The following is a 20,724-nucleotide window of genomic DNA, read 5'->3' as shown; positions in this document are numbered from 1 at the left end:
GGGGTGCAGAGCGGCCGTGAGCGGGCGAAACGCCGGGAACGGGACGGTCGGCTCGGGCCTCCTCCACCCGCGGACACCGTCGAGACCAGCGTTCGCGCCGAGTCCGGGGGGATCGACCGGGGGACGAGCCCTTATCGAGCGTCGGACGCGACGTCCCACATCATGCGTCGTCGCGTTCGGCGGCGTCCGCGACCGTCTCGGCCGTGTCGACGAGGGAGCACCACGTGTTGAGCGCCGCCCGAAGCGCCACGAGGTCGTCGGCCTCGATCCGGACCGTGAGCGTCGTGTTCTCGTGACCCAGCGTGGCCTGCGAGCGAGCGTCCGCGAGCGGTTCGACCTCCGGACGGAGGCTGCGTTCGACGACGCGAGCGCGGCGCTGATCGTCGTATTCGAAGGTGAGAATCGCGTCGTGGGGCGCGTCCATCCCGGCCCGCTCGTCAGTTCACGCCGACTTCCTTCACGTCGCGGCTGCGCTCCTTGAGCAGCACGCGATGACCGCAGTACGGACAGCGGACGCCGCCGTACTCGTCGAGTTCGACGTCACGTTTACACCGCGAGCACTTGTAGCTCATTCGTCGTCGGACTCGTCGAGTGCCGCACGGATCGATCGCGTGACGGTCCGGCCAGCGGGGGTCTGCGGGCGGTAGGTGCCGCCGGCGAACTCGTAGCCACACTTCCCGCACTGCCAGATACCCGTCCCCGTTCGGGAGACGTCGTCCGTCCCACACTCCGGGCAGGTGTGCGAGTCGTGCATGTCCGCCTCGATCTCGGTGACGCGCTTTCGAGAGACTCTACCGTAGCGCGCACCGAAACGCCCCGCGCTGCCGACGCCCTTCGATCTCTTAGCCATAGTGGCCGTAGCTATCCGAAGCGCGCACATAAGCCTGTTGAACCAACCCACCTTTTGCGCTGCAGTCGCACGCCTTCGGCGTGCTCCTTCGGCAAAAGCTGGACCAAAACGATCCTCACTCCCGATGGTCGTTCGGATCGACCGCTCGTTCTCTGTGGTCGCGGCCAGTGCGCACGAACGACACCGGGCTGGTTCGTTCGCGTCGTCGAGGCGCTCCACGGGGCGAGTCATGCGTTCCCGGCTGCCCCGTCGTGACGTCAGTCGAACCGCTCCGGCGTGATCCGCGCCAGGCGAAGCGCGTTCCCCGTCACGCCGAGGCTCATCCCCATGTCGCCGACGATGACCGCCAGCGCCACGCTCACGAACCCGAGCGGGACGCCGAGCGCGAGCAGCGCCTTCGTGCCGAGGCTCGCCCAGATGTTCTGCCGGATGACGCTGTTGGCCTCGTGCGACAGCGCGTACAGATACGGCAGCCGTCCGATGTCGTCGCCCATCAGGGCGATGTCGGCGGTCTCTAGCGCCGTGTCCGTGCCGGCCGCCCCCATCGCGATGCCGACCTCCGCGGTGGCGAGTGCGGGTGCGTCGTTGATGCCGTCGCCGACCATCGCCACGTCGCCGTACTCCGCCTGGAGCGACTCGATGGCCTCGACCTTCTCCTCGGGCAGCAGCTCCGCCCGGTACTCGTCGACGCCCACCTCGCGGGCGATGGCGTGGGCCGTGCCCTCGTTGTCGCCGGTCAGCATCACGACCCGTTCGACGCCCAGTTCGTGCAGGCGTTCGACGGCCCGCTTCGAGGCGGGGCGGACCTCGTCCGCGATCGCGATGGCGCCCAGTAACCGCGTCTCCGTCCCGACGACGACGACCGTCTTGCCCTCCCGCTCCAGCGCGGCGAGCGCGTCGTCGGCGAATCGCTCGCCACCGGCGGCGGTCGCTCTCTCGGCTACGGTGCCGCCGTCGGACCGCTGCGTCCGACGAGCCTCCGCCCCGCGCTGTGCGTCGGAGCCACCGTCAGTCGCTCGGCGAGTCCTCGAGAGATCGAACCCCAACTCCTCGAAGAGGGCGGGCTTGCCCGCGTAGTACGTCTCTCCGTCGATCTCGCCGCGGATGCCACGCCCGGTCAGGCTCTCGAACCCGTCGGGCTCGGGGAGGCGACCGACGTCGCCCTCCTCGGCACGGGCGAGAATCGCCGCGGCGATCGGATGCTCGCTTCGTCGCTCGAGACCGGCGCCGTAGCGAAGCAGGGAGGCTTCGTCGACGTCGCCGAGCGGGACGACGTCGGTGACGGCGAGCTCGCCCTTGGTGAGCGTCCCGGTCTTGTCCAGTGCGATGGCGTCCACCTCGCCCATCGCCTCGAGGTAGGTGCCGCCCTTGATCAGGACGCCGTTCTTCGCGGCGCTGGTGATCCCCGACACCACCGAGACGGGCGTCGAGATAACGAACGCACACGGGCAGGCGATCACCAACAGCGTAAGCCCGCGGATGAACCACGTCTGCCAGTCGGCGGCGAAGCCGAGCGTGTACCCGGCTACGTCGACCGAGATCGGCTCGGCGATGAGCAGCGGCGGAACGGCGGCGGTCAGGATCGCCAGCACGACCACGATCGGCGTGTAGTAGCCGGAGAACCGGTCGACGAACTGCTCGGTGTCGGTCTTCTTCGCCTGTGCTCCCTGCACCATCTCGATGATCCGCGAGAGGGTGGAGTCCGACGCCACCGACGTGACCCTGACCTCGAGATAGCCCTCCTGGTTGATCGCGCCGGCGTACACCTCGTCGCCCGCGGCCTTGTCGACGGGAACGCTCTCGCCGGTGATCGGCGACTGGTCGACCGCGCTCACGGCTTTTGCTCGCGGGCTCCGCTCGCTCGCATGACCCGAGGAGCGAAGCTCCTCGCTGTCGCCGTTCGCTCGCGGGATCTTCGATCCCGCCCTGCTCTCGCCCTCGACGACCGTCCCGTCGAGGGGGATCTTCTCGCCGGGGCGCACGATCACGGTCTCGCCCACTTCGATCTCCGCCGTGGGTACGGTCACCTCCGCGCCGTCGCGCCTGACGGTCGCCTCGTCCGGGGAGAGCGCCATCAGTTCGCGCAGGGAATCGCGCGCCCGGTCCATCGCGTACTCCTCCATCAGCTCGGCGATGCTGAAGAGGACGGCCAGCGTCGCCGCCTCGACGAAGTAGCCGATGGCCGTGGCGGCGACGATCGCCGTCCCCATCAGCAGGTCGATGTCGAGGCTCCGATTCCGCGCCGAGTAGTAGCCGCTGTGGACGACCGGGATCCCGCTGGTGACGACGGCTCCGAGGAACAGGACGGCCCCGATCGAGAGCGGATAACCGAGGACGCTGGCCACCGTGACGTTCTGTGCGGTGAGGAGGAACTCGAAGAGGAGACCGAACACGACGAACACCGCCCCGATCCACGTCTTGATCGCGCGGGGACTCGTCCAGACCTCGGCGGGGGGCGCGACGTCGACGCCGCCGGACCGGTCGTCCTCCTCCGGTTCGCTGCCTCCTAGCACCTCGTAGCCCGCGTTCTCGATGGCCGCGACCACGTCCGCCTCGTTGGCACGCTCCGGATCGTACGTCACCGTGGCCGTACCGGTGGTCGGCTGGAGGACGGCGTCGACGACGCCATCGACGCGCTGAAGGCTCTTATCGACCTTCTGCGCGCACGAGGGGCAGTCCATGTCCGGGACGCCGAGGCGGACTGACCGCTCGCTCGTCCGCCCACCCTCGCCCACTCGGCCCGCCGCAGCGTCGTTCCCGCTCATTACTCCCTCGTAGGGCGGTGAGGCGGATAGGGGCTCGGTTGGAACGTTCCAACTCCCGGCCCGTCTACAGCGCCGGCGTCGGCTCGTCCGCCGACCCGTCGCCGACGTATCGGCTCATCACGTGGGCCTCGGCTCGGCGCAGGCGGTACGTGAGCGTCGAGCGGGGCACGCCGAGACGGTCGGCCAGCTCGCTCACGTCGACCGCCCGCGGCGTCTCGTAGTAGCCGTGATCGACGGCGGCCTTGAGCGCCTCGCGTTGCTCGGGCGGCAGGCCGTCGATCCCGGGGGAGGCGTCTGAGGCCGACGCCGCGGCCTGCGCCTGCGTCACCCGGCGCACCTCCAGTTGGGCACAGTCGCCGACGGCGGCCTCGAGGGCATCGAAGAAGGCTCGTAGGTCCCCTGCCCCGGAGTGGATGATGCGCCACGTGTACTCGCGCCCCTCGTTGCGCGTCTCGAACAGCACGCCGTCGCCGAGGTGGTCGAGCGCGATGTGGGGGACGGACGCACAGGCGGGCGTACGCTCCCAGTACGAGTAGAGGACGAGCGTGTCGTCGGTGTGTTCGAGCACCTCGGTCCGCTGGGTGGCCGCACAGTCCTCGGCGGCGAGGCAGTCGGCGTAGTAGTCGGCGGTCAGAACGGTCCGCTCGATGGCCGCGAGCGCGGCCGGCGGTCCGGTGGCGTGGTCGACGCGCCAGAGGCTCTCGGCGGTGGCATGCAGCGACAGGGAGCGGATCCGGGCGTCGGGGTGGTCTGCCAGCGCGTCCGCCACCGCGTTGCACCCGGGCTCGTAGTCGAGCGTGAAGACGAGCTCGCGCATGTCCGGCGGTAGGACTCGTACGGATATAACGGGCGGTGTCGCCGAGCGCTCGGCCACGCCCGGCGCCTCGACTCGAAGCCTTCCACGCCGAAGCGAGGTCCCGACGTGCCGTCCGACCGTACTCGCTTTCGCTCGATCAGCCGACGCCGTAGCCCTCCTCCTCGAGCAGCCCGTTGAGGTCGGCCCGAACCCGCTCGCCCGTCTCCCGGTCCGGGGCCGTCGTCACGACGCGGTTCTCCTGAACGCTCGAACCGTTACGCAGGAGGAGCCGGACGTTGCCGTTCTCGCCCGCGCGGGTGGCCTTCGCGCGCAGCCCCGACTGCGAGCCGCTGCCGCCGGCATCGATCGGGCCCGGGATCACCTTCTTCACGTGAGGGTGGCCCGCGACGAGGTGGATCACCTTCATCCCGGAACGGCCGCCGATCAGCGTCGAGTGGCTGCCGCCGATCCGTTCCTCGGGAGGGGTCTCGACCACCGCGAGCGCGGGCTCGCCGTGGCGCTCGATCACCGTCTCGACGGGGTCCTCGCCGTCGACGCGATAGAAATCGTAGTGGAGCTGGCGGCGGATCTCGGCGAGCACCTCGCGGTCGCCCGCGGCGTAGACCGCCTCGGGGCGCTTTCGCTGGATCTCGTCGGCCACCCGACCCGCGAAGTTACGCCGCTCGACCACTTCGGCGGGGTCGCCCGACTCGGGGACGGTGGTGATCGTCGTCCGCCCGAGGATCTCCTCGCCGTCGAGCATCGTCAGCTCGACCCGGTCGCGGGCGATCTCACAGACCACGCCGTCGGCGTTCGCCGAGCGACAGACCAGACAGTAGTCGCCCGGCTTCTCGAGCGCCGAGTGGCAGTGACGGCACCGCATCGGTCGTAGTACGCCGTTCCGGAGGTAAAACCCGACCGTTTCCGACAGCGGTTCAAACGGGGCGCCCAGTTCGAGAATATGGAGCTTCCACCGATCGGCCTCGGGACGATGGGGATCGACGATCCCGAGACGATCACGCGGGCGATCGACCTGGGCTATCGACACCTCGACACCGCCCAGATCTACGAGAACGAGCGCGTCGTCGGCGAGGGGATCGCCCGCGCCGACGTCGACCGCGATGAGCTCACCGTGGCGACGAAGGTCTGGGCCGACAGCCTCGCGCCCGAGGACGTCCGGCGAACCACCCTGGAGAGCCTCGATCGCCTCGGTCTCGACTCGGTGGAGCTGCTCTACGTCCACCGACCGATCGAGGCCTACGACCCCGAGCGGACGCTGCCGGCGTTCGACGCGCTCCGCGAGGAGGGCCTGATCGAGGAGGTCGGCGTGAGCAATTTCACCACCGAGCAGCTCGAGGAGGCCCGAACGATCCTCGACTCGCCGATCGTCGCCCACCAGGTCGAGTGCCATCCCCTCTACCGCCAGCGCGGGCTCCGCGAGTACGCCCGCGAGGCCGGCCACGTGCTGGTCGCCTACTCGCCGCTCGCCCAGGGGGCGGTGTTCGACGTTCCTGAACTCCGCGAGATCGCCGAGAAGCACGACTCGACGCCGGCGGCGGTGAGCCTCGCGTGGCTCGCGGGCCTCGAGAGCGTGGTGACGATCCCGAAGGCCAGCGACGAGGACCACCTAGAGGCGAACCTCGCGGCTCGTGAGCTGGAGCTGGACGAGGAGGACGTTACACGGATCGAGAAGATCGATCGCGAGGAGAAGCTCTTCGAGTAGGCCCGCGGTCTCGTCGAGCCGACGGGGCTTCGTTCCGTGCCGTTCGATCGAGCCGCGCCCAACGGGCCGGGCGTCCGCCATCTCAACCTTCAAACCCGTCGGCCCGGTAGCTCGAGCGAGTGGACGGGAACGACGGACTCCGGGCCCGCGTTCTGGCGGTCTGGCGGCGCGTGTTCGCCCTCTCGTGGCCGGTGATGGCAGAGCAGGTCCTGCGGACCCTGATGCGCACGACCGACGTGATCGTCGCGGGTTTCTTCTCGCCGGCCGCCGTCGCCGCGGTCGGCCTCGCGGACGTCTACGCCCGGCTCCCGCTCTGGGTCGGCCTCGGCGTCGGCGACGGCGCGATCGCGCTCTCGAGCCAGGACACCGGCAGCGGCGCGCACGCGAACAGGAACCAGGCCGTCTCGACGGCGCTCGCGCTCGGCACCCTCGTCGGCCTTCCCTTCGTGCTGTTCGGACTGCTGTTCAGCTACGGCGCGATCGAGCTCCTGGGCGCAGAACGCGAGGTCGTCCGGATCGGCGGGCTCTACCTGGCGGTGGTCCTCCTCTCGGCGCCCGCCTACCACGTGCTGTTGATCGCCTCGCGCTCGATCCAGGGCACGGGCGACACTCGAACGCCGATGTACGTCAACGGTGCCGCAAACGTACTGAACATCGCCGGGACGATCTCGTTCGCGTTCGGACTCGGGCCCGTCCCGGAGCTCTCGGTGCTCGGCATCGCGGTCGCGACCGCCGTCTCGGACAGCCTCGCGGCGCTGGCGCTCGTCGCGGTCGTCGCGAGCCCGCGAGGCGAGCTCTCGCTCGTCCGGCCAGCCGACCTCACGATCGCGAGACAGCTCGTGAGGATCAGCGCGCCGCGGGTCGCCGAAGGGGTGACGGAGCTGATCGCCGAGTTCCCCTTCAACGCCGTGTTGCTCGCGTTCGGTACGGAGGTGAACGCGGCCTACCACATCGGCCGGCGGATGGAACAGCAGCTCGCCTCGCCGCTCTCGCGGGGCTACGGCACCGCCGCGAGCATCCTCGCCGGTCAGTCGCTTGGCCGCGGCGAGCCCGAGCGGGCGTACTTCGACGGCTGGGCGGCCGCCGCGCTCGCCGTGCTCACCGTCGGCGGCCTCGGCCTCGTCCTCGTCGCGGGCGCGGAGTGGTTCGTCCTCGCCTTCACCCGCGACCCGACGACGCTCGACTACGCGGTCGGCTTCGCGCGCGCCTACGGCGTCGCGGCGTTCCTCATCGCGCTCTACGTGGTGATCGCCGGCTCGCTTCGCGGGGGCAGCGAGACGCTCTCGCCCTTTCTCGCGAAGCTCACGGGGACCGCCCTCTTCCTGCTCGGGACCGCCTACGTCTTCGGCATTCGACTGGAGTACGGCGTCGTCGCCGCCTACGTCGCGATCGTCGCTGACTTCGCGTGGCGCAACGTCGTCGTCGGATCGGTCTACTACCGGCGTAACTGGCTCGATCGAGGCGCCGAGATGATGCACGACCGGGGGAGCGTCGGGGACGAGGACTAACCCTGGCGGCGGTGGAGCCAGAGCGCACACACGAGGGCGACGAGCCCGCAGGCGGTGGCGATGGCGAACGCCACCCGGTAGCCGGTCGCGGTGTAGACCCGTGCGCCGTCGACGACCTCGCCGGTCCAGTAGGCGTCGAGCGCCCAGCCCATCACCGTGGGGAGGACCGCCGCGCCGAGGAAGGCGGTACCGTTGATCGTGCCGGTCGCGATGCCGCTCGCCGCCGCCGGGTGGCGCTCCTTCATCATCGTGTAGCTCAGCACGAACCCGCCCATCAGTGAGCCGACGAGGAAGTAGGCAATCGCGACCACTACCAGGGGCGGGTCGCCGACGACGGCGATGACCGCGAGCGCGACGGTGTAACCGGTCCCGCTGGCGATCATCAGCTCGGTTCGGCGACCGATGCGATCCGAGAACCAGCCGATCGCGGGCGGGCCGACCATCACGCCGACGCTCCCCAGCAGCGTGAACACTGACGCGTAGGCCACCGAGACGCCGTAGGTCTGGACGACGTAGGGGATCCCCCAGAGCCCGAACAGCGTGAGGTTCAATCCAGTGATGCAGAACAGCATGAGGCTGACGACCCACGTCCAGCGGTCGCGAAGCACCCTCGCGACGTGCTCGCGGACCTCGGCCATCGAGGGCGTCGGACGTTCAGGAACGCCTTCGATCGGGGGGAGACCGGCCCGCTCGGGCGAGTCACGGACGAGGGCGAGCGTGAGACCGGCGAACGCGAGCCCGACGGTACCGAGCGACGCGATCGTGGTCCGCCAGCCGGCGGTCCCGACAACGAGCGCGAGCGGCGTCGTCGCCAGCACGCCCCCCACGCCCGAAATCGCGAACGAGAGGCCGGTCACCGTCGCGAACTCGTCGGCGCGAAACCAGTTCGCACAGAACTTCAGGATCGAGACGAAGATCACGCTCCCCCCGAGGCCGATCAGCGTCCGTGCGGCGAACGCCATCGGATAGGAGCCGGCGAGCGCGAACCAGATCCCCCCGAGACTCATCACGAACGCGCCCGCGGCCGCCGTCAGCCGGGGTCCGACGCGATCCGCGAGCACGCCAGTCGGGATCTGCATGAGCGCGTAGACGTAGAAGAAGGCGGCGTGGAGCGTTCCCAACTGCGCGCCGCTGAGGGCGAACGCCGCCATCAGCTGCTCGGTGATCACCGCCGTCGAGAGCCGATAGACGTTGACGAGCAGAAAGACGACCGCAAGCGTCCCCCAGAGGAGCCAGCGGCGGACGTTCGGGTCGCGGAGACGGCTGCTCACGCGGCCAGTCGATCCCCGCGGACGGAAAGCGTTCGGTATCCGGAAATCGCTCGACTGGTCCCCTCGGGACACCGTATGAGGAGATCTCACGACTGCTTTCACCCTGTTAACGGCTGGAGTCCGTAGAGTGAGTGGTATCCGAACAGACAGTCGACCCGATCCTGGCAGCCACAAACGTATTATCGCCGGCTTCTCTCTACGTCACATGATTCTCTATGACGCTGACAGGTCTGGAAGTCCTGAGATGTTCCTCCTCGGGATCGTGGTTCTCCTCGGCATCGGGTTCACAGTCTATATTCTGGATCGAGTGATTCTATCATGACGGTGTGGTCCGTTGCTAAAGGGTGTATTCCGGACTTCACTGCAGCGTTTCAGTTCGCGTCTTTCATCGACCTGATCGACTCGAAGAGCGGTCATGGCGGAGATCGCGGGTTATGGCGGACTCTTGAACAGAGAGGTCCACGACCTCAAGGCTGAGTTCCTCGAGAAGGGGAGTTCGCCCAGTCCGTGCAGAACCATTCAGTTCAGCCGCCAGAGCGAGTAGTTCAGGACGGCGGCGAAGCTCACCCACGTGAAGTACGGAACGAGGAGGAGAGCCGCACGCCGATCCACGCGGTCGAAGGCGACGATGGTGGCGACGACCAGCACCCACAGCGCGAGGATGATCCCGAGCGCCGCGAGCGGCGCCTGCAGCGTGAAGAACGTCGGCGACCACGCCACGTTGAGGACCATCTGTAAGGCGAAGACGCCGAGCGCGCCGATCAGGTTTATCAGTACGGCGGCGACGAGCGCGCCCAGCAGTTCGCGCCGCCCGATCCGCATGCTCCTGCCCGAGATCTCCGACATGCCAGTCAGTCGGGTCCACACGACAATGAAGCTACTCTCAGCCGAGCTCTCGAGGATCGCCCTTCAGGTACTCGCGGAGCAGGACGGTCGCGTACGAGCCGCTCGGCAACGAGAACGAGAAGGTGAGGGGATCGCGGTCGACCGACAGATCGGTGGTGAGCAGGATCGCGCGCCGGGTTCCGGTGGAGTCGAACTCGCCGGGTAGGTCGAAATCGGACGGGGAGATTCCCTCGTCCTCGAGCACCGCACGTTCAATCTCGCCGGGTTCGCCCTCGCCGAGTTCGGTCTCCGTACCGACCAGCGGCGCGGTGACGAACGCCCTGTTCCGGGCGAGGTGGCGGTTGATCGTCTCGACGCGATTCTCCGTGACTCGCTGGGTCCGATCGGGATCGGGCCAGGCGAACCCCTCGGGAGCGTCCGCATCGCCGAAACAGACCACGTCGCCCGCGACGGCGCGGTCGAACGGCAACCCCCGCTCGAGGCGCTCGCTCAGGATCCGGTTGAACAGGTAGGACTGAGCCGCGTTGACGAACAGCCGCTGGAGGTTCGAGGGGACGGCCTCGAGCGCCTCGCGAAAATCGGCCTCGTTTTCGGCCCCGTTCTCGACCAGCCGATGGAGCATCGAGCGCTCGTAGCCCAGTTTGCGCGGGAATCGCTCGAGCGCGCCCCGCCAGTCCTCGCCACCCTCCGATGCGTCACGTACCTCGCGCTCGACGTACGCCCGCGCCTCCTGGGTGTCCTCGGGTTCGGCCTCGCGCGGGTCGCCGAGATACGCCAGTACGGCTCCGCGCCAGTCGCCGCGGGCGACGGCGAGGCCGACCTCGTGGGTGACGGGCCGACGGCTGCCGAATCGCTGCTGGCCGAAGTAGTTCGGTACTCCAACCGAACCGCCGCCGAACTCGCGGAGCTGGTCGGTGATCGGATCGACGTGCTCCGGCCTGTCGACGCCATCGACGCGGATCTCGAACTCGTTGCCCGCCAGATCGCCGAACTCGAGCGCTCGACCCGCCCGACCGACGACCTCGATCTCCGCGCCGCGAACCTCGGGCAACTCGTCCGGATCGCCCTTCCGAACGCTGAACAGCTGGGTGGTGATCGCGCGCTTGTCCTTCGTCCCCGCCCACGAGACCCGCTCGCGGCTGATCCCCATGGCGTCGGAGAGCCGTGAGGCGAAGTCGTTGGTGTCCCAGCCCTCGAGGGTGGCGCGGATCACCAGATGCGGGTAGGCGTCGGAGCCAGCGTCGGCAGGTTCGACGTCGAACGCCTCGATCTCGCGCACCCGGAAGTCCGCGTTCCGGTCGCGGATCCGCCCGCCGATCCCCGGATCGCGGCTCACGTAGTACGCGATGCCGACCTCGCGCTCGATCGGGTGTCCTTGAGGAAGCCGGTCGCCGTCCATACCGCGATTCCTCGGTCTGGGCGGATAACCCCCTCGGAGCGTTCGTTCGGGCCGACCACACAACCCTTATCGCCCGGTCGCGAGCACGGGAACCATGCACGTAGTCATCGTCGGCGGCGGCGTGATCGGGACGAGCCTCGCCGCCGCGCTGGGAGATCGGACCGAGGTGACGCTGCTCGAACGCGGTGAGCTCGGGGGCGGAACGACCGCCGCATCGATGGCGATGCTCCACCGCCAGCAGGTCCCCGTCAGTGCCTACGACCAGCGTCTTCGCCGGTTCGCCCGCGAGGGGTACGACTCGATCGACGGCTCACCGACGGAGATCGGCTCGCTCTACGTCGCCGAAAGCGAGGGGTTCGCCGCCGAGCTCCGTGAAGCTGAAGAACGGCTGAACGAGGAGGGAGTCGACACGCGGTATCTGGAGCCCGTCGACCTCGACGAGTTCGGGATCGCCCCCTCGGAAGTCGCCGGCGGGATGTACACGCCGGAGGAGAGGTACTTCGAGCCCGAGGAGCTGGTCGCACGGTTCGCAGAACGGGCGCGCGACGCCGGCGTCGAGATCCGGACCGGCGTCGAGGTGACCGACGTCGACCCCGGCGAGGGCGTCGTCGCCGATGGCGAACGGATCGACGCCGACGCCGTCGTGAACGCCGCGGGGCCGTGGGCGCCCGAGATCGACCATGCGGTCGATCTCGAGTACCCGCTTCGCCACACCCGCGGGCCGATCCTCTCGCTCGAGACCGGCGCGGATCGTCCGGAGCCGTTCTCCCTGTTCGAACGCGGATCGTACTGTCGAAGCCGCCCCGAGGGGCTGTACGTCGGCCGTTTCGCCACCGACTACGGCGAGGGTGAACGCCTCGATCCCGACGCCACGCTGGAGGTTGACGACGCTTTTCGCGACGCGGTGGAGGACTTCGCGTCCGCCGTTCCGGCGATCGAGGGGGCGCCCACGGCGGAGGAGTGGGTCGGGGTCCGGACGGTCACGCCCGACGGCCATCCGCTGGTCGGCGAGACCGAGGTGGAGAGCTACTTCGTCGCGACGGGCATGAGCGGGCTGGGCGTCACCCTCGCGCCGGCGGTCGCCCGGCTGCTCGCGGATCTGCTCGTCGAGGGAACCCGTAACGACCTGCTGGAACCGCTCGATCCCGGCCGATTCGGCGGGAAGTAGAGGTTTATCTCCCATGCCGGCCCCAGGCGGGGCCACCCGTGGCCCACCGAACGCTGCTAGCCCGAAGGCGGGAGAACGGCACCTACGACGTCTTTCGCCTCCGAGACCGATCCGACCGACTCGATCCCGGCGAGCCGATAGCGACCGCGCTCTCGTTCGACGCCGTGTTCGATCACGTCGAGTTCGCTCTCCACGAGTTCGTCGTCGTCGAGGACGGGGCGCGGACGACCTACCTCGTCGTCCCGTTCTCGATTCCGACCGCGGATCGCAGGCGGCCGGCCGGCGGCGCCTGCGTCGCGCTCCGTCCGGAGGCGGGCCTGAGCGAGGAATACCTTCACGGGTGGGTCCACGCGACCAAGGAGGCCCTCGGCGACGCGATCGAGCAGGGCCTGGTGGCCGAGCGCGAGGCGATCGTCTATCTCGAGGAGAGAGTGAGGGGGTTCGAGGGAACGACCGAGGTGATCGTGCCGTAGGGCGGCACTTTTCACCCCACGGCGACTACCATCGAGGGTGACGACGACCGAGGAGTTCGGACCGATCGCCCTCTCCGGACCGAGCGCGGAGGAGGCGCGCACGCGACTCGAGGCCGCGATCGATCGAGGGGCACTCGTAACGGTCTTCGGCCGGTGTAGCGTCGAGTACGACGGCCGCGCATCGAGTTCGCTCGAGTCGGGCGACCGACACCTGATGCTCAAGCCCGACGGGACGGTGCTGGTTCACACTGCCGAGGGACAGAAGCCGGTGAACTGGCAGCCGCCGGGCTGCACACACGAGGTGCGCGGCGACGACGGCCACGTGGAGATACGTAGCCTGCGGTCGAACCCGGACGAGGAGTTGCTCGTCCGTTTCGAACGGATCGACCACCTCGCCACGTTCGACGCAGGCGAGAGCGCGGAGCTCTCGGTCTCGGGCACCGAAGCCGACCTCAAACGGCGAATCCTGGAGGAGCCCGAGCTGATCGAACCCGGCTTCCGGCCGCTCGCGACCGAGCGCGAGACGCCGGCGGGCGCGGTCGACGTCTACGGGGAGGACGCGGATGGCGCGGTGGTCGTGCTCGAACTGAAGCGTCGACGGGTCGGCCCCGACGCGGTCGGGCAGCTCGACCGCTACGTCGGCGCACTCGAACGCGACCTCCACGCGGACGTCGAGATTCGCGGGGTGCTGGTCGCGCCCTCGGTGACCGACCGGGCGCGACGGCTGCTCGCGACGAAGGGACTGGAGTTCGTCTCGCTGGCGCCCGCCCCCGAGACCTAATCGAGCTCGCGTTTGAGCCGATCGAGCGTCGTCAGCGCCTCGATCGGCGTCAGGTTGGCGACGTCGATCCCGCGGAGCTTCGCCGCGAGCTCGCCGTCGGCGTCGGCACGTTCACCGTCGTCGGAGACCGGGTCCGGGCCGGCGTCGGCCGATTGCCCGCCGTCGCCGAGCGCTTCCCCTCGATCCTCGACGAGGGCGTGTGAACGCGAGACCACGGCGTCGGGGACGCCCGCGGCGCGTGCGACCTCGATCCCGTAGGAGGCGGTGGCCGCCCCCCGCGAGACGTCGTGTCGAAAGGTGACGCCGTCGTCGGTTCGCGTCGCGGAGAAGTGGAGGTTGAACGCACAGTCGAGGCGTTCGGCGAGCTCGGTGAGCTCGTGGTGGTGGGTCGCGAACAGCGTCATCGCGCCCAGTTCGTCGTGGACGTGCTCGGTGATCGCGCGGGCGATCGCGAGCCCGTCGGCGGTGCTCGTCCCCCGGCCGACCTCGTCGAGCAACACCAGCGAGTTCTCGGTCGCGCCCCTGAGGATGGTCGCGAGCTCGCGCATCTCGACCATGAACGTCGACTGGCCGCCGGCGATGTCGTCGCTCGCGCCGACGCGGGTGAACACCCGATCGACGACGCCGATCCGCGCCGCGCTCGCGGGGACGAAGCTGCCCAGCTGGGCGAGGACCGCGATCAGCGCGACCTGGCGCATGTACGTCGACTTTCCGGACATGTTCGGACCGGTGATGACGGCGATGCGTTCCTCGGGACGGAGATCGATCCCGTTGGGGACGAACGACGCCTGGGTGCGCTCGACGACCGGGTGACGCCCGCCCTCGATCTCGATACCCGTTCCCGGCTCGGCGATGTCGGGGCGGCGATAGCCGTACTTCGCGGCGACCTCCGCGAGCGAGACCAGCGCGTCGAGCGTCGCGAGCGTGTCGGCGAGCGCCTGGACCCGTTCGGCCTCGTCCGCGACCTCCGCGCGGACCTCGGCGAACAGCTCGTACTCGAGGTCGTCGGCCCGGCCCTCGGCGGTGAGAATCTCGTCCTCGCGGCGCTTGAGCTCGGGCGTGTAGAACCGCTCTGCGTTCTTCAGCGTCTGCCTGCGGTTGTAGTCGTCGGGGACGCCGTCCAGGTTGGGGTTCGTCACCTCGATGTAGTAGCCGTGGACCTGGTTGAAGCCCACCTTCAGCGAGTCGATCCCCGTCCGCTCGCGCTCGCGTTCCTCGAGCGAGTCGATCCACTGTTTGCCGTCGCGCTCGGTCTCGCGCAGCTCGTCGAGGCGCTCGTCGTAGCCCGGCGCGATCACGTCGCCCTCGGTGATCTCGATCGGCGGGCTCTCCTGGATCGCGCGCTCGATCAGCCCGCGGACCTCCTCGAGGTCGTCAAGCCCCGCTCGCAGATCCGAGAGCGAGCCGCTCTCGACGCCGTCCATCGCCTCGCGGATCTCGGGGACGACGTCGAGGGTGTCCTTCAGCGCGCGGAGGTCGCGGGCGTTCGCCCGACCGCGGGAGATCCGCGCGATCAGCCGCTCGATGTCGTACACCCGGGAGAGGAGGTCGTGGACCTCCTCGCGGGCGCCGACGAGCGTCGTCCACTCCTCGACCGCGTCCAGCCGGGCCTCGATCCGGCCGGGATCGAGCAGCGGGCGGCGGAGCCAGTCGGTGAGTCGCCGCCGTCCGAGCGCACAGGCCGTCTCGTCGAGCACGCCCAGGAGCGTGTGTTCTGCGTCGCCATGGACCGCCCGGCGCTCGAACAGCTCCAGGCTCCGGAGCGCGACCCGATCGAGCAGCATGTACTCGCGAGGCTCGTACCGGGTGAGGTGGTTGAGGTAGTCGAGGCGACCGTGCTCGTCCGCGTCGTCGGCCTCGGCGCCGCCGCGGGTGTACTCGGCGTAGGCCAACAGCGCGCCACAGGCGCGGATTTCCGCGTCGCTCGCGAGGCGTTTCTCGGGGATACCGAAGTACGAATCGAGGCGCTCGCGGGCGGTCTCGGGGTCGAACGCCGAGGGGTCGTACGGCGTCACCATGCAGTCGGGATCGAACCCCTCGAAATCCTCCGGAACGTCGGGGCCGACGATCGCCTCGGCGGGGGCGAAGCGGCTGATCTCGTCGCGGATCGTCTCGGCCGACTCGGAGCCGGTGGCGACGAAATCACCCGTCGAGACGTCGAGCAGCGCGAGGCCGTACTCCCGATCGCCTAGCGATGCGTCGGTCCCCGCTCCGGCTTCGTCCGTGGATCCGACCGCGAGCGCGGCGACGTAGTTGTTGTCGTCGCCCGCGAGCAGTTCGTCCTCGGTGAGCGTTCCCGGCGTGACGATCCGGGTGACGGCACGGTCGACGACGCCACTGGCCTCCTCGGGGTCCTGGATCTGGTCGGCGACCGCGACCCGATATCCGGCATCCAGCAGCGTCTCGATATACGATTCGGCGCTGTCGATCGGGATGCCGGCCATCGGGTACGTGCCGGTCGAGTCCTCGCGTTTGGTCAGCGTGATCTCGAGTAAGCGCGCGGAGGCCTCCGCGGCCTCGCAGAACGTCTCGTAGAAGTCGCCCACCTGAAAGAGCACGAGCGCGTCGTCGTAGCGCTCGCAGAGATCGCAGTACTGGCGCATCATCGGCGTCAGGTCCTCGTGGCGCTCCCGCATCTTCTGGGGTGCGCCGAGCGCCGCGTCCATGGGTGTAATCCAGAGCCCGCGAGCCGATATACCCTTGGAAACGCTCGGGCGGAGATACGTTCTCCGCCCGAACGAGTGGCGGGAGAACCGCTCTCAGGCCTCTGTCTCGAACAGGCCGCCGAACGCGTCGAGGAGCTGCTTTCTCGCTTCGAGCGTCTGCTGCGGCGAGCCAGCAAGGGCAGCCGTGAGACCTACCCCCGTTCGACCCCTTCGTCCGACTATGAACGATCCCTCCACGAAACCGATCCGCGCGGAGACGGGCGCGGAGCTCGACGCGCTGGTCGAGGAACACGATCTGGTCCTCGCGGAGTTCTACACGAAGGGCTGTGCGAGGTGTAACGCGATCGAGCCCGTACTCGGCAACGTCGCGCGGGCGACCGACGTGACCGTCGTCATGATAAACCCCGTGACCGACCTCTCGCTGGTCGAGGAGTACGACGTCACGAGCGTTCCCGCGCTCGTGTTGTTCGAGGACGGCGAACGGGTGGGCCATCTCACCGAGGGGTTCCAGGGGACCGAGGAGCTCCTCGAGTTCGTCGAGGAACACACCACTCGAGGGACGAAGGCGGCCGTGGCTGAGGAGAACTAAACCGACCGTCGGGAGGGGACGGAGCGCCGAGCCGACCGAAGCGCGGACGGCGGCGCACGCATGCCATTCGGACCGTCGATTCGTGCCTTCGAGAATCGTCGCTACCCGGGTCCGGATTCAGACGCCCTCGACGAGCCGCTTCAGGTGCTCGGGCGGTACCGCACCGCGGGCGGCCTGCCCGTCGTAGGCGAATGTCGGCACGCCTGTCACGCCGCGCCGCTGGGCCTCGGCGAAGCGTTGGTCGATGCGTTCCGCGAGCGCCTCGTTCTCGGTGGCCTCGCGGATCTCCTCGGCGTCGAGTCCGGCCTCCTCCGCGAGGTCGGCGAGCACATCGGGGTCGCCGATGTCCCGGCCCTCCTGCCAGAGCGCCGCGTAGATCGCCTCGTCGAACGCCCGCCACTGCTCGGGGTGTTCCTCCTTGACGTGAAACGAGGCGAGCTGGGCGGGAAGCGAGTCGACCTCGGTCGCGATCTCCTGGGCCATCTCGGCGTCGTAGCGCTCGCGCAGGCGGCGGACGTTCTCCTTCGCCTGTGCGTAGTACTCCTCGTCCTTGCCGTCGTCGGCGTCGTGGTCGATCTCCCCGTTGGGGCCGCGCTTGCCGCTTCGCAGGTCGAAGGGGTGCCAGTCGAGTTCGAGGGGTTCCTCGCGCGTCTCCTGATAGCGTTCGAGCGACTTCCGCCCGAGGTAACAGAACGGACAGACGTAGTCGGCGTAGATCGTGAGTCGGTCCTCGTCGGCCTCGGTCGTTCGATCCGCGTCGGTGGTCTCGCTCATGGACGCTCTTGGCCGTCCACGCCTAAAGGGAGTCGGATAGCCGAACCTGACGATCAGTACAGCGAGAGGTGGCCCGTCACCCGATCCACGCGGTCGTCCGCCGCCGGCCCGACCGCGAGCGCGGTCACCGTACCGGATTCGAGCTGGGTGTGACCCGCGTCGCGGATCACCGCGTGGGGGACGCCCTCACGCTCCGCGCGGTCGGCGAGTTCGAAGATCTCCTTCTCGCCCGAGGCCTTCAGGACGACCTTCTTCTGGCCGCCTCCCTTCCAGTCCTTGCGTGCACCCGGATCGGTGTCCTCGTAGGCCGACAGCGAGGCGTGGGCGACCTGTGCGGCGAGCTTTCCCTTTCCCATCCCGATGTCGGTCCGTGCGACGATCGCCTGTTTCATGTTCGGATGCAGTCGGAGCGAGGGTAAAGCGGTGGCTACTCGCGCCCATCGAGAAGATTTACACCACCCCACTCGTTGGTTCGGACATGATCCTCTCCGACGCCGACATCGTCCGTCGCCTGGAGGAGGGCGACCTGGTCGTCGAGCCGCTCGACGACCCCTCACTCCAGATCCAGCCCGCGAGCGTCGATCTCCGGCTCGGCCGGGAGTTCCTCGAGTTCCAGCGCACCAACATCCCCTGTATCCATCCCGGAAGCGAGCGCGAGGTCGAGGAGTACGTCACCGAGAGCGTCGTCGAGGAGGGCGAGGAGTTCATCCTGCATCCCGGCGACTTCGTGCTCGGCACCACCAAGGAACGGGTGGAGATCCCGAACGACCTGCTCGCCCACGTCGAGGGGCGCTCCTCGCTCGGACGGCTCGCGATCGTCGTCCACGCCACCGCGGGCGTGGTCGATCCGGGCTACCGCGGCCAGATCACGCTCGAGCTCTCGAACCTCGGGACGGCGCCGGTGGCCCTCACCCCCGAGATGCGCATCTCGCAGCTGATCTTCACCGAGATGAAGAGCGCCGCCGACCGACCCTACGGCGCCGAACGCGGCTCGAAGTACCAGGACCAGACGGGACCGCAGGCCTCGCGGATCCAGGGCGACCTCGAGTTCGGGGGCGACCAATGAGAGCATCGGAGCGCCGCGAGGACGCGCGAGTCTCGCCGACGAGCTCGGCCGAGTTCGGAGGCGATCGGGGATGAAGTTCGCCGAGGAGGTCGTCGTCGAGGAGTTCCTTCCTACCTTCCGCTCGATGCTCGCCGAGGAGCTACGGGAGCGGGGGCTGACCCAGATCGAGGTCGCCGAAACGTTGGGGATCAGCCAGAGCGCCGTCTCGAAGTACGCCCACGGCGAGGTGGCGCGGCGGGAGGCGTTCATCGAGGACGAGCGCGTCCGGGAGCTGATCGAGCGCGCCGCCGACGGACTCGCGAACGGCGAGATGAGTCGGGTGCAGGCGCTGGTCGAGACCGAGGTGCTCATCCGCGAGCTACAGACCCGTGGCGACCTGCTCGCGGAGCTCCACGAGCGTGCGATGCCCGAACTGGCCGCCTACGAGGGCGACTTCCGGATTCACGATCCCGAGAGCGCGATCAGAACCACCGAACGCGTGCTCTCGTCGGTCCGGCGGGGGCTTCGCATCCTCGAGAACAGCAGCGGCTTCGCGGGGCTGATCCCGAACGTCGGCTCGAACCTCGTCGAGTGTACGCCCGACGCGGCGACGATCGACGACGTCGCCGGCGTGCCGGGCCGGATCTTCGACGTGAAGGGGCGGGCGACGATCCCCGGCGACCCCGAGTTCGGCGTCTCGGAACACGTCGCGAGCGTGCTGCTCACCGCCCGCGAACACGGCAGCGACGCGTGCGCCGCGTTGAACGTCCGCTACGATCCCTCGCTGGTCGCGCTGTTCGAGGACGCCGGCTACGCGGTCGTCGAGTTCGAGGGCGAGCAGTCGCTCGACCGGGCGATCGCCGACGCGCTCGAGGCCACTCCGGAGGCGGACGTGCTCGCCCAGACCGGCGGATTCGGGATCGAGCCCGTGATCTACGTACTGGCGGAGGACGCTGAGACCGCCGCGGAGAGCGTCCGGGTGCTGCTGCGATGAGCGCCCAGGCGTTCTACAGCCGGTGGGCGCGGCTCTACGACCCCGTCTCGCGGCGGATCCCGGGGGTCGCCGACGTGCGCGCTCGTACCGCGGACGCGCTCGACCTCGAACTCGGCGACACCGTCGTAGAGATGGGCTGTGGGACGGGCGCGAACCTCGGCTACCTGCGCGAGCGCGTCGGCCCCGAGGGCACCGTCGTGGGTGTGGACTTCTCGCCGGGCGTCCTCGATCGGGCGGCCGAACACGTCGCGCACAACGGCTGGCGCAACGTCCACCTCGTGCGTGGCGACGCCACCCGTCCACCGGTCGCCGAGAGCGAGGTCGACGCCGTCCTCGCGACCTTCGTCGTCGGGATGTTCACCGATCCCGTGGGCGTGGTCGAACGGTGGTGCGACCTGCTCGGATTCGGTGGACGGATCGCGCTGCTCAACGCGGCGCGGAGCCGACGTCCCTACGGCCCGCTGGTCAACGCGCCCTTCCGGGCGTTCGTCCTCGCCTCCACGCCCGGGAAGCGCCGCCGCGAGACGCCCGCCCACGAGCTACTCGACCGGCGCGTCGAGGCGGGCCACGCGGCGCTCGAGCGGCACTGCGAACGGACCGTCCACGAGGACCGACTGTTAGGTCTGCTCAGGCTGTCCGCCGGGCGCGTCCTATAACCCCTCGAACTCCGCGATCCGCTCGCGGAAGCGCTCGGGGATGGGGCTGGACTCGCCGGTCTCGGGATCGATGAACACCTGCACCGACGTCGCGGTCGCCGCCCGATCGCCGTCAGCGTGGATCTCGTACTCCATGGGGAGGCTCGACCGGCCGATCTCAGGGACGTCGATCGTCACGGTCACCGATTGTTCGAGCCGGACGGGCCGCTCGTAGGAGAGTTCGAGACGAGCCAGTACGGTCGGGACGGCGTCGAGTCCCACGTCGAGGATCCGGTGGAAGTACTCGGTGCGCGCCTGCTCGACGTAGGTCGCGTAGACGGCGTTGTTCACGTGGCCCATCGCGTCGATGTCGCGAAACCGCACCTGAATGTCGGAAGAGAACTGACTCATTCTTCATCGGAGAGTCATGAGCAGCATAAC

General features: G+C 69.0%; 21 protein-coding genes and 1 pseudogene. 9 read left to right on the top strand and 13 right to left on the bottom strand.

Annotated features, from left to right (window positions below):
- Positions 1-160: 160 nt before the first annotated feature.
- From V0Z78_RS16260 to V0Z78_RS16235, 6 genes are all read right to left on the bottom strand, one after another.
- Positions 161-424, bottom strand: a complete 264-nt coding sequence (locus tag V0Z78_RS16260; protein ID WP_336345720.1) for a KEOPS complex subunit Pcc1 — start codon at positions 422-424, stop codon at positions 161-163.
- Between the two features lie 13 nt (positions 425-437).
- Positions 438-572, bottom strand: a complete 135-nt coding sequence (locus V0Z78_RS16255; protein ID WP_253513287.1) for a DNA-directed RNA polymerase subunit P — start codon at positions 570-572, stop codon at positions 438-440.
- Positions 569-850, bottom strand: coding sequence for a 50S ribosomal protein L37ae (locus V0Z78_RS16250; protein ID WP_336345719.1), 282 nt, complete (start codon positions 848-850; stop codon positions 569-571). The genes V0Z78_RS16255 and V0Z78_RS16250 overlap by 4 nt, the downstream gene beginning before the upstream one ends.
- Before the next feature lie 257 nt (positions 851-1,107).
- Positions 1,108-3,615, bottom strand: coding sequence for a heavy metal translocating P-type ATPase (locus V0Z78_RS16245; RefSeq protein WP_336345718.1), 2,508 nt, complete (start codon positions 3,613-3,615; stop codon positions 1,108-1,110).
- A gap of 64 nt (positions 3,616-3,679) precedes the next feature.
- The gene (locus tag V0Z78_RS16240) at positions 3,680-4,432 is read right to left on the bottom strand and encodes a helix-turn-helix domain-containing protein (RefSeq protein WP_336345717.1); all 753 of its coding nucleotides are present in this window, start codon (positions 4,430-4,432) and stop codon (positions 3,680-3,682) included.
- A 136-nt stretch (positions 4,433-4,568) separates the two neighbouring features.
- Positions 4,569-5,294 (bottom strand): DUF2103 domain-containing protein, encoded by a 726-nt coding sequence (locus tag V0Z78_RS16235; RefSeq protein ID WP_336345716.1) that lies wholly within the window; start codon positions 5,292-5,294, stop codon positions 4,569-4,571.
- A 78-nt stretch (positions 5,295-5,372) separates the two neighbouring features.
- Here V0Z78_RS16235 and V0Z78_RS16230 point away from each other — a divergent pair, with 78 nt between their 5' ends.
- Positions 5,373-6,134, top strand: a complete 762-nt coding sequence (locus V0Z78_RS16230) for an aldo/keto reductase (protein WP_336345715.1) — start codon at positions 5,373-5,375, stop codon at positions 6,132-6,134.
- A 194-nt stretch (positions 6,135-6,328) separates the two neighbouring features.
- Positions 6,329-7,642 (top strand): MATE family efflux transporter, encoded by a 1,314-nt coding sequence (locus V0Z78_RS16225; RefSeq protein ID WP_409338754.1) that lies wholly within the window; start codon positions 6,329-6,331, stop codon positions 7,640-7,642.
- On the opposite strand, the gene V0Z78_RS16220 is transcribed toward V0Z78_RS16225, so the two are convergent.
- The 3 genes and pseudogenes from V0Z78_RS16220 to truD all read right to left on the bottom strand — a co-directional run bounded on the left by V0Z78_RS16220 (position 7,639) and on the right by truD (position 11,158).
- Positions 7,639-8,913, bottom strand: a complete 1,275-nt coding sequence (locus tag V0Z78_RS16220; protein ID WP_336345713.1) for an MFS transporter — start codon at positions 8,911-8,913, stop codon at positions 7,639-7,641. The two genes, V0Z78_RS16225 and V0Z78_RS16220, sit on opposite strands and share 4 nt — an antisense overlap.
- A gap of 519 nt (positions 8,914-9,432) precedes the next feature.
- Positions 9,433-9,792, bottom strand: a pseudogene (locus V0Z78_RS16215) (TspO/MBR family protein); the annotation flags it as partial.
- 4 nt (positions 9,793-9,796) lie between these two features.
- Positions 9,797-11,158, bottom strand: coding sequence for a tRNA pseudouridine(13) synthase TruD (truD, locus tag V0Z78_RS16210; RefSeq protein WP_336345711.1), 1,362 nt, complete (start codon positions 11,156-11,158; stop codon positions 9,797-9,799).
- Between the two features lie 94 nt (positions 11,159-11,252).
- Here truD and V0Z78_RS16205 point away from each other — a divergent pair, with 94 nt between their 5' ends.
- The 3 genes from V0Z78_RS16205 to nucS all read left to right on the top strand — a co-directional run bounded on the left by V0Z78_RS16205 (position 11,253) and on the right by nucS (position 13,580).
- Positions 11,253-12,326: an NAD(P)/FAD-dependent oxidoreductase gene (locus V0Z78_RS16205; protein ID WP_336345710.1), complete on the top strand. Its 1,074-nt coding sequence runs from the start codon at positions 11,253-11,255 to the stop codon at positions 12,324-12,326.
- Between the two features lie 38 nt (positions 12,327-12,364).
- A complete protein-coding gene (locus V0Z78_RS16200; protein ID WP_336345709.1) occupies positions 12,365-12,799 on the top strand; it encodes a DUF6735 family protein in 435 nt (144 codons plus the stop codon).
- A 64-nt stretch (positions 12,800-12,863) separates the two neighbouring features.
- Positions 12,864-13,580: an endonuclease NucS gene (gene nucS / locus V0Z78_RS16195; protein ID WP_336345888.1), complete on the top strand. Its 717-nt coding sequence runs from the start codon at positions 12,864-12,866 to the stop codon at positions 13,578-13,580.
- Here nucS and mutS read toward each other — a convergent pair.
- Positions 13,577-16,246 (bottom strand): DNA mismatch repair protein MutS, encoded by a 2,670-nt coding sequence (gene mutS / locus V0Z78_RS16190; RefSeq protein ID WP_336345708.1) that lies wholly within the window; start codon positions 16,244-16,246, stop codon positions 13,577-13,579. The genes nucS and mutS overlap by 4 nt on opposite strands.
- 220 nt (positions 16,247-16,466) lie before the next feature.
- On the opposite strand from mutS, the gene V0Z78_RS16185 reads away from it, so the two are divergent.
- Positions 16,467-16,835, top strand: a complete 369-nt coding sequence (locus V0Z78_RS16185) for a thioredoxin family protein (RefSeq protein ID WP_336345707.1) — start codon at positions 16,467-16,469, stop codon at positions 16,833-16,835.
- Positions 16,836-16,952: 117 nt separating this feature from the next.
- Here the strand turns inward: V0Z78_RS16185 and V0Z78_RS16180 are convergent, their stop codons facing one another.
- Positions 16,953-17,609 (bottom strand): DsbA family oxidoreductase, encoded by a 657-nt coding sequence (locus V0Z78_RS16180; RefSeq protein ID WP_336345706.1) that lies wholly within the window; start codon positions 17,607-17,609, stop codon positions 16,953-16,955.
- A gap of 53 nt (positions 17,610-17,662) precedes the next feature.
- Positions 17,663-18,001, bottom strand: a complete 339-nt coding sequence (gene pth2, locus V0Z78_RS16175) for a peptidyl-tRNA hydrolase Pth2 (protein WP_336345705.1) — start codon at positions 17,999-18,001, stop codon at positions 17,663-17,665.
- Positions 18,002-18,087: 86 nt separating this feature from the next.
- Here pth2 and dcd point away from each other — a divergent pair, with 86 nt between their 5' ends.
- The 3 genes from dcd (at position 18,088) to V0Z78_RS16160 (ending at position 20,304) form a co-directional block, all read left to right on the top strand.
- Complete coding sequence (gene dcd / locus V0Z78_RS16170) at positions 18,088-18,675, top strand: dCTP deaminase (protein ID WP_336345704.1); 588 nt, start codon at positions 18,088-18,090, stop codon at positions 18,673-18,675.
- 70 nt (positions 18,676-18,745) lie between these two features.
- Positions 18,746-19,648: a thiamine-phosphate synthase family protein gene (locus V0Z78_RS16165; RefSeq protein ID WP_336345703.1), complete on the top strand. Its 903-nt coding sequence runs from the start codon at positions 18,746-18,748 to the stop codon at positions 19,646-19,648.
- Positions 19,645-20,304: a class I SAM-dependent methyltransferase gene (locus V0Z78_RS16160; protein ID WP_336345702.1), complete on the top strand. Its 660-nt coding sequence runs from the start codon at positions 19,645-19,647 to the stop codon at positions 20,302-20,304. The genes V0Z78_RS16165 and V0Z78_RS16160 overlap by 4 nt, the downstream gene beginning before the upstream one ends.
- Here V0Z78_RS16160 and V0Z78_RS16155 read toward each other — a convergent pair.
- Positions 20,299-20,694 (bottom strand): acyl-CoA thioesterase, encoded by a 396-nt coding sequence (locus V0Z78_RS16155; protein WP_336345701.1) that lies wholly within the window; start codon positions 20,692-20,694, stop codon positions 20,299-20,301. The two genes, V0Z78_RS16160 and V0Z78_RS16155, sit on opposite strands and share 6 nt — an antisense overlap.
- Positions 20,695-20,724: the final 30 nt, after the last annotated feature.

Source organism: Halalkalicoccus sp. CG83 (assembly GCF_037081715.1).
GTDB lineage: Archaea > Halobacteriota > Halobacteria > Halobacteriales > Halalkalicoccaceae > Halalkalicoccus > Halalkalicoccus ordinarius.
This window is presented reverse-complemented; position numbering and strand designations above follow the sequence as displayed.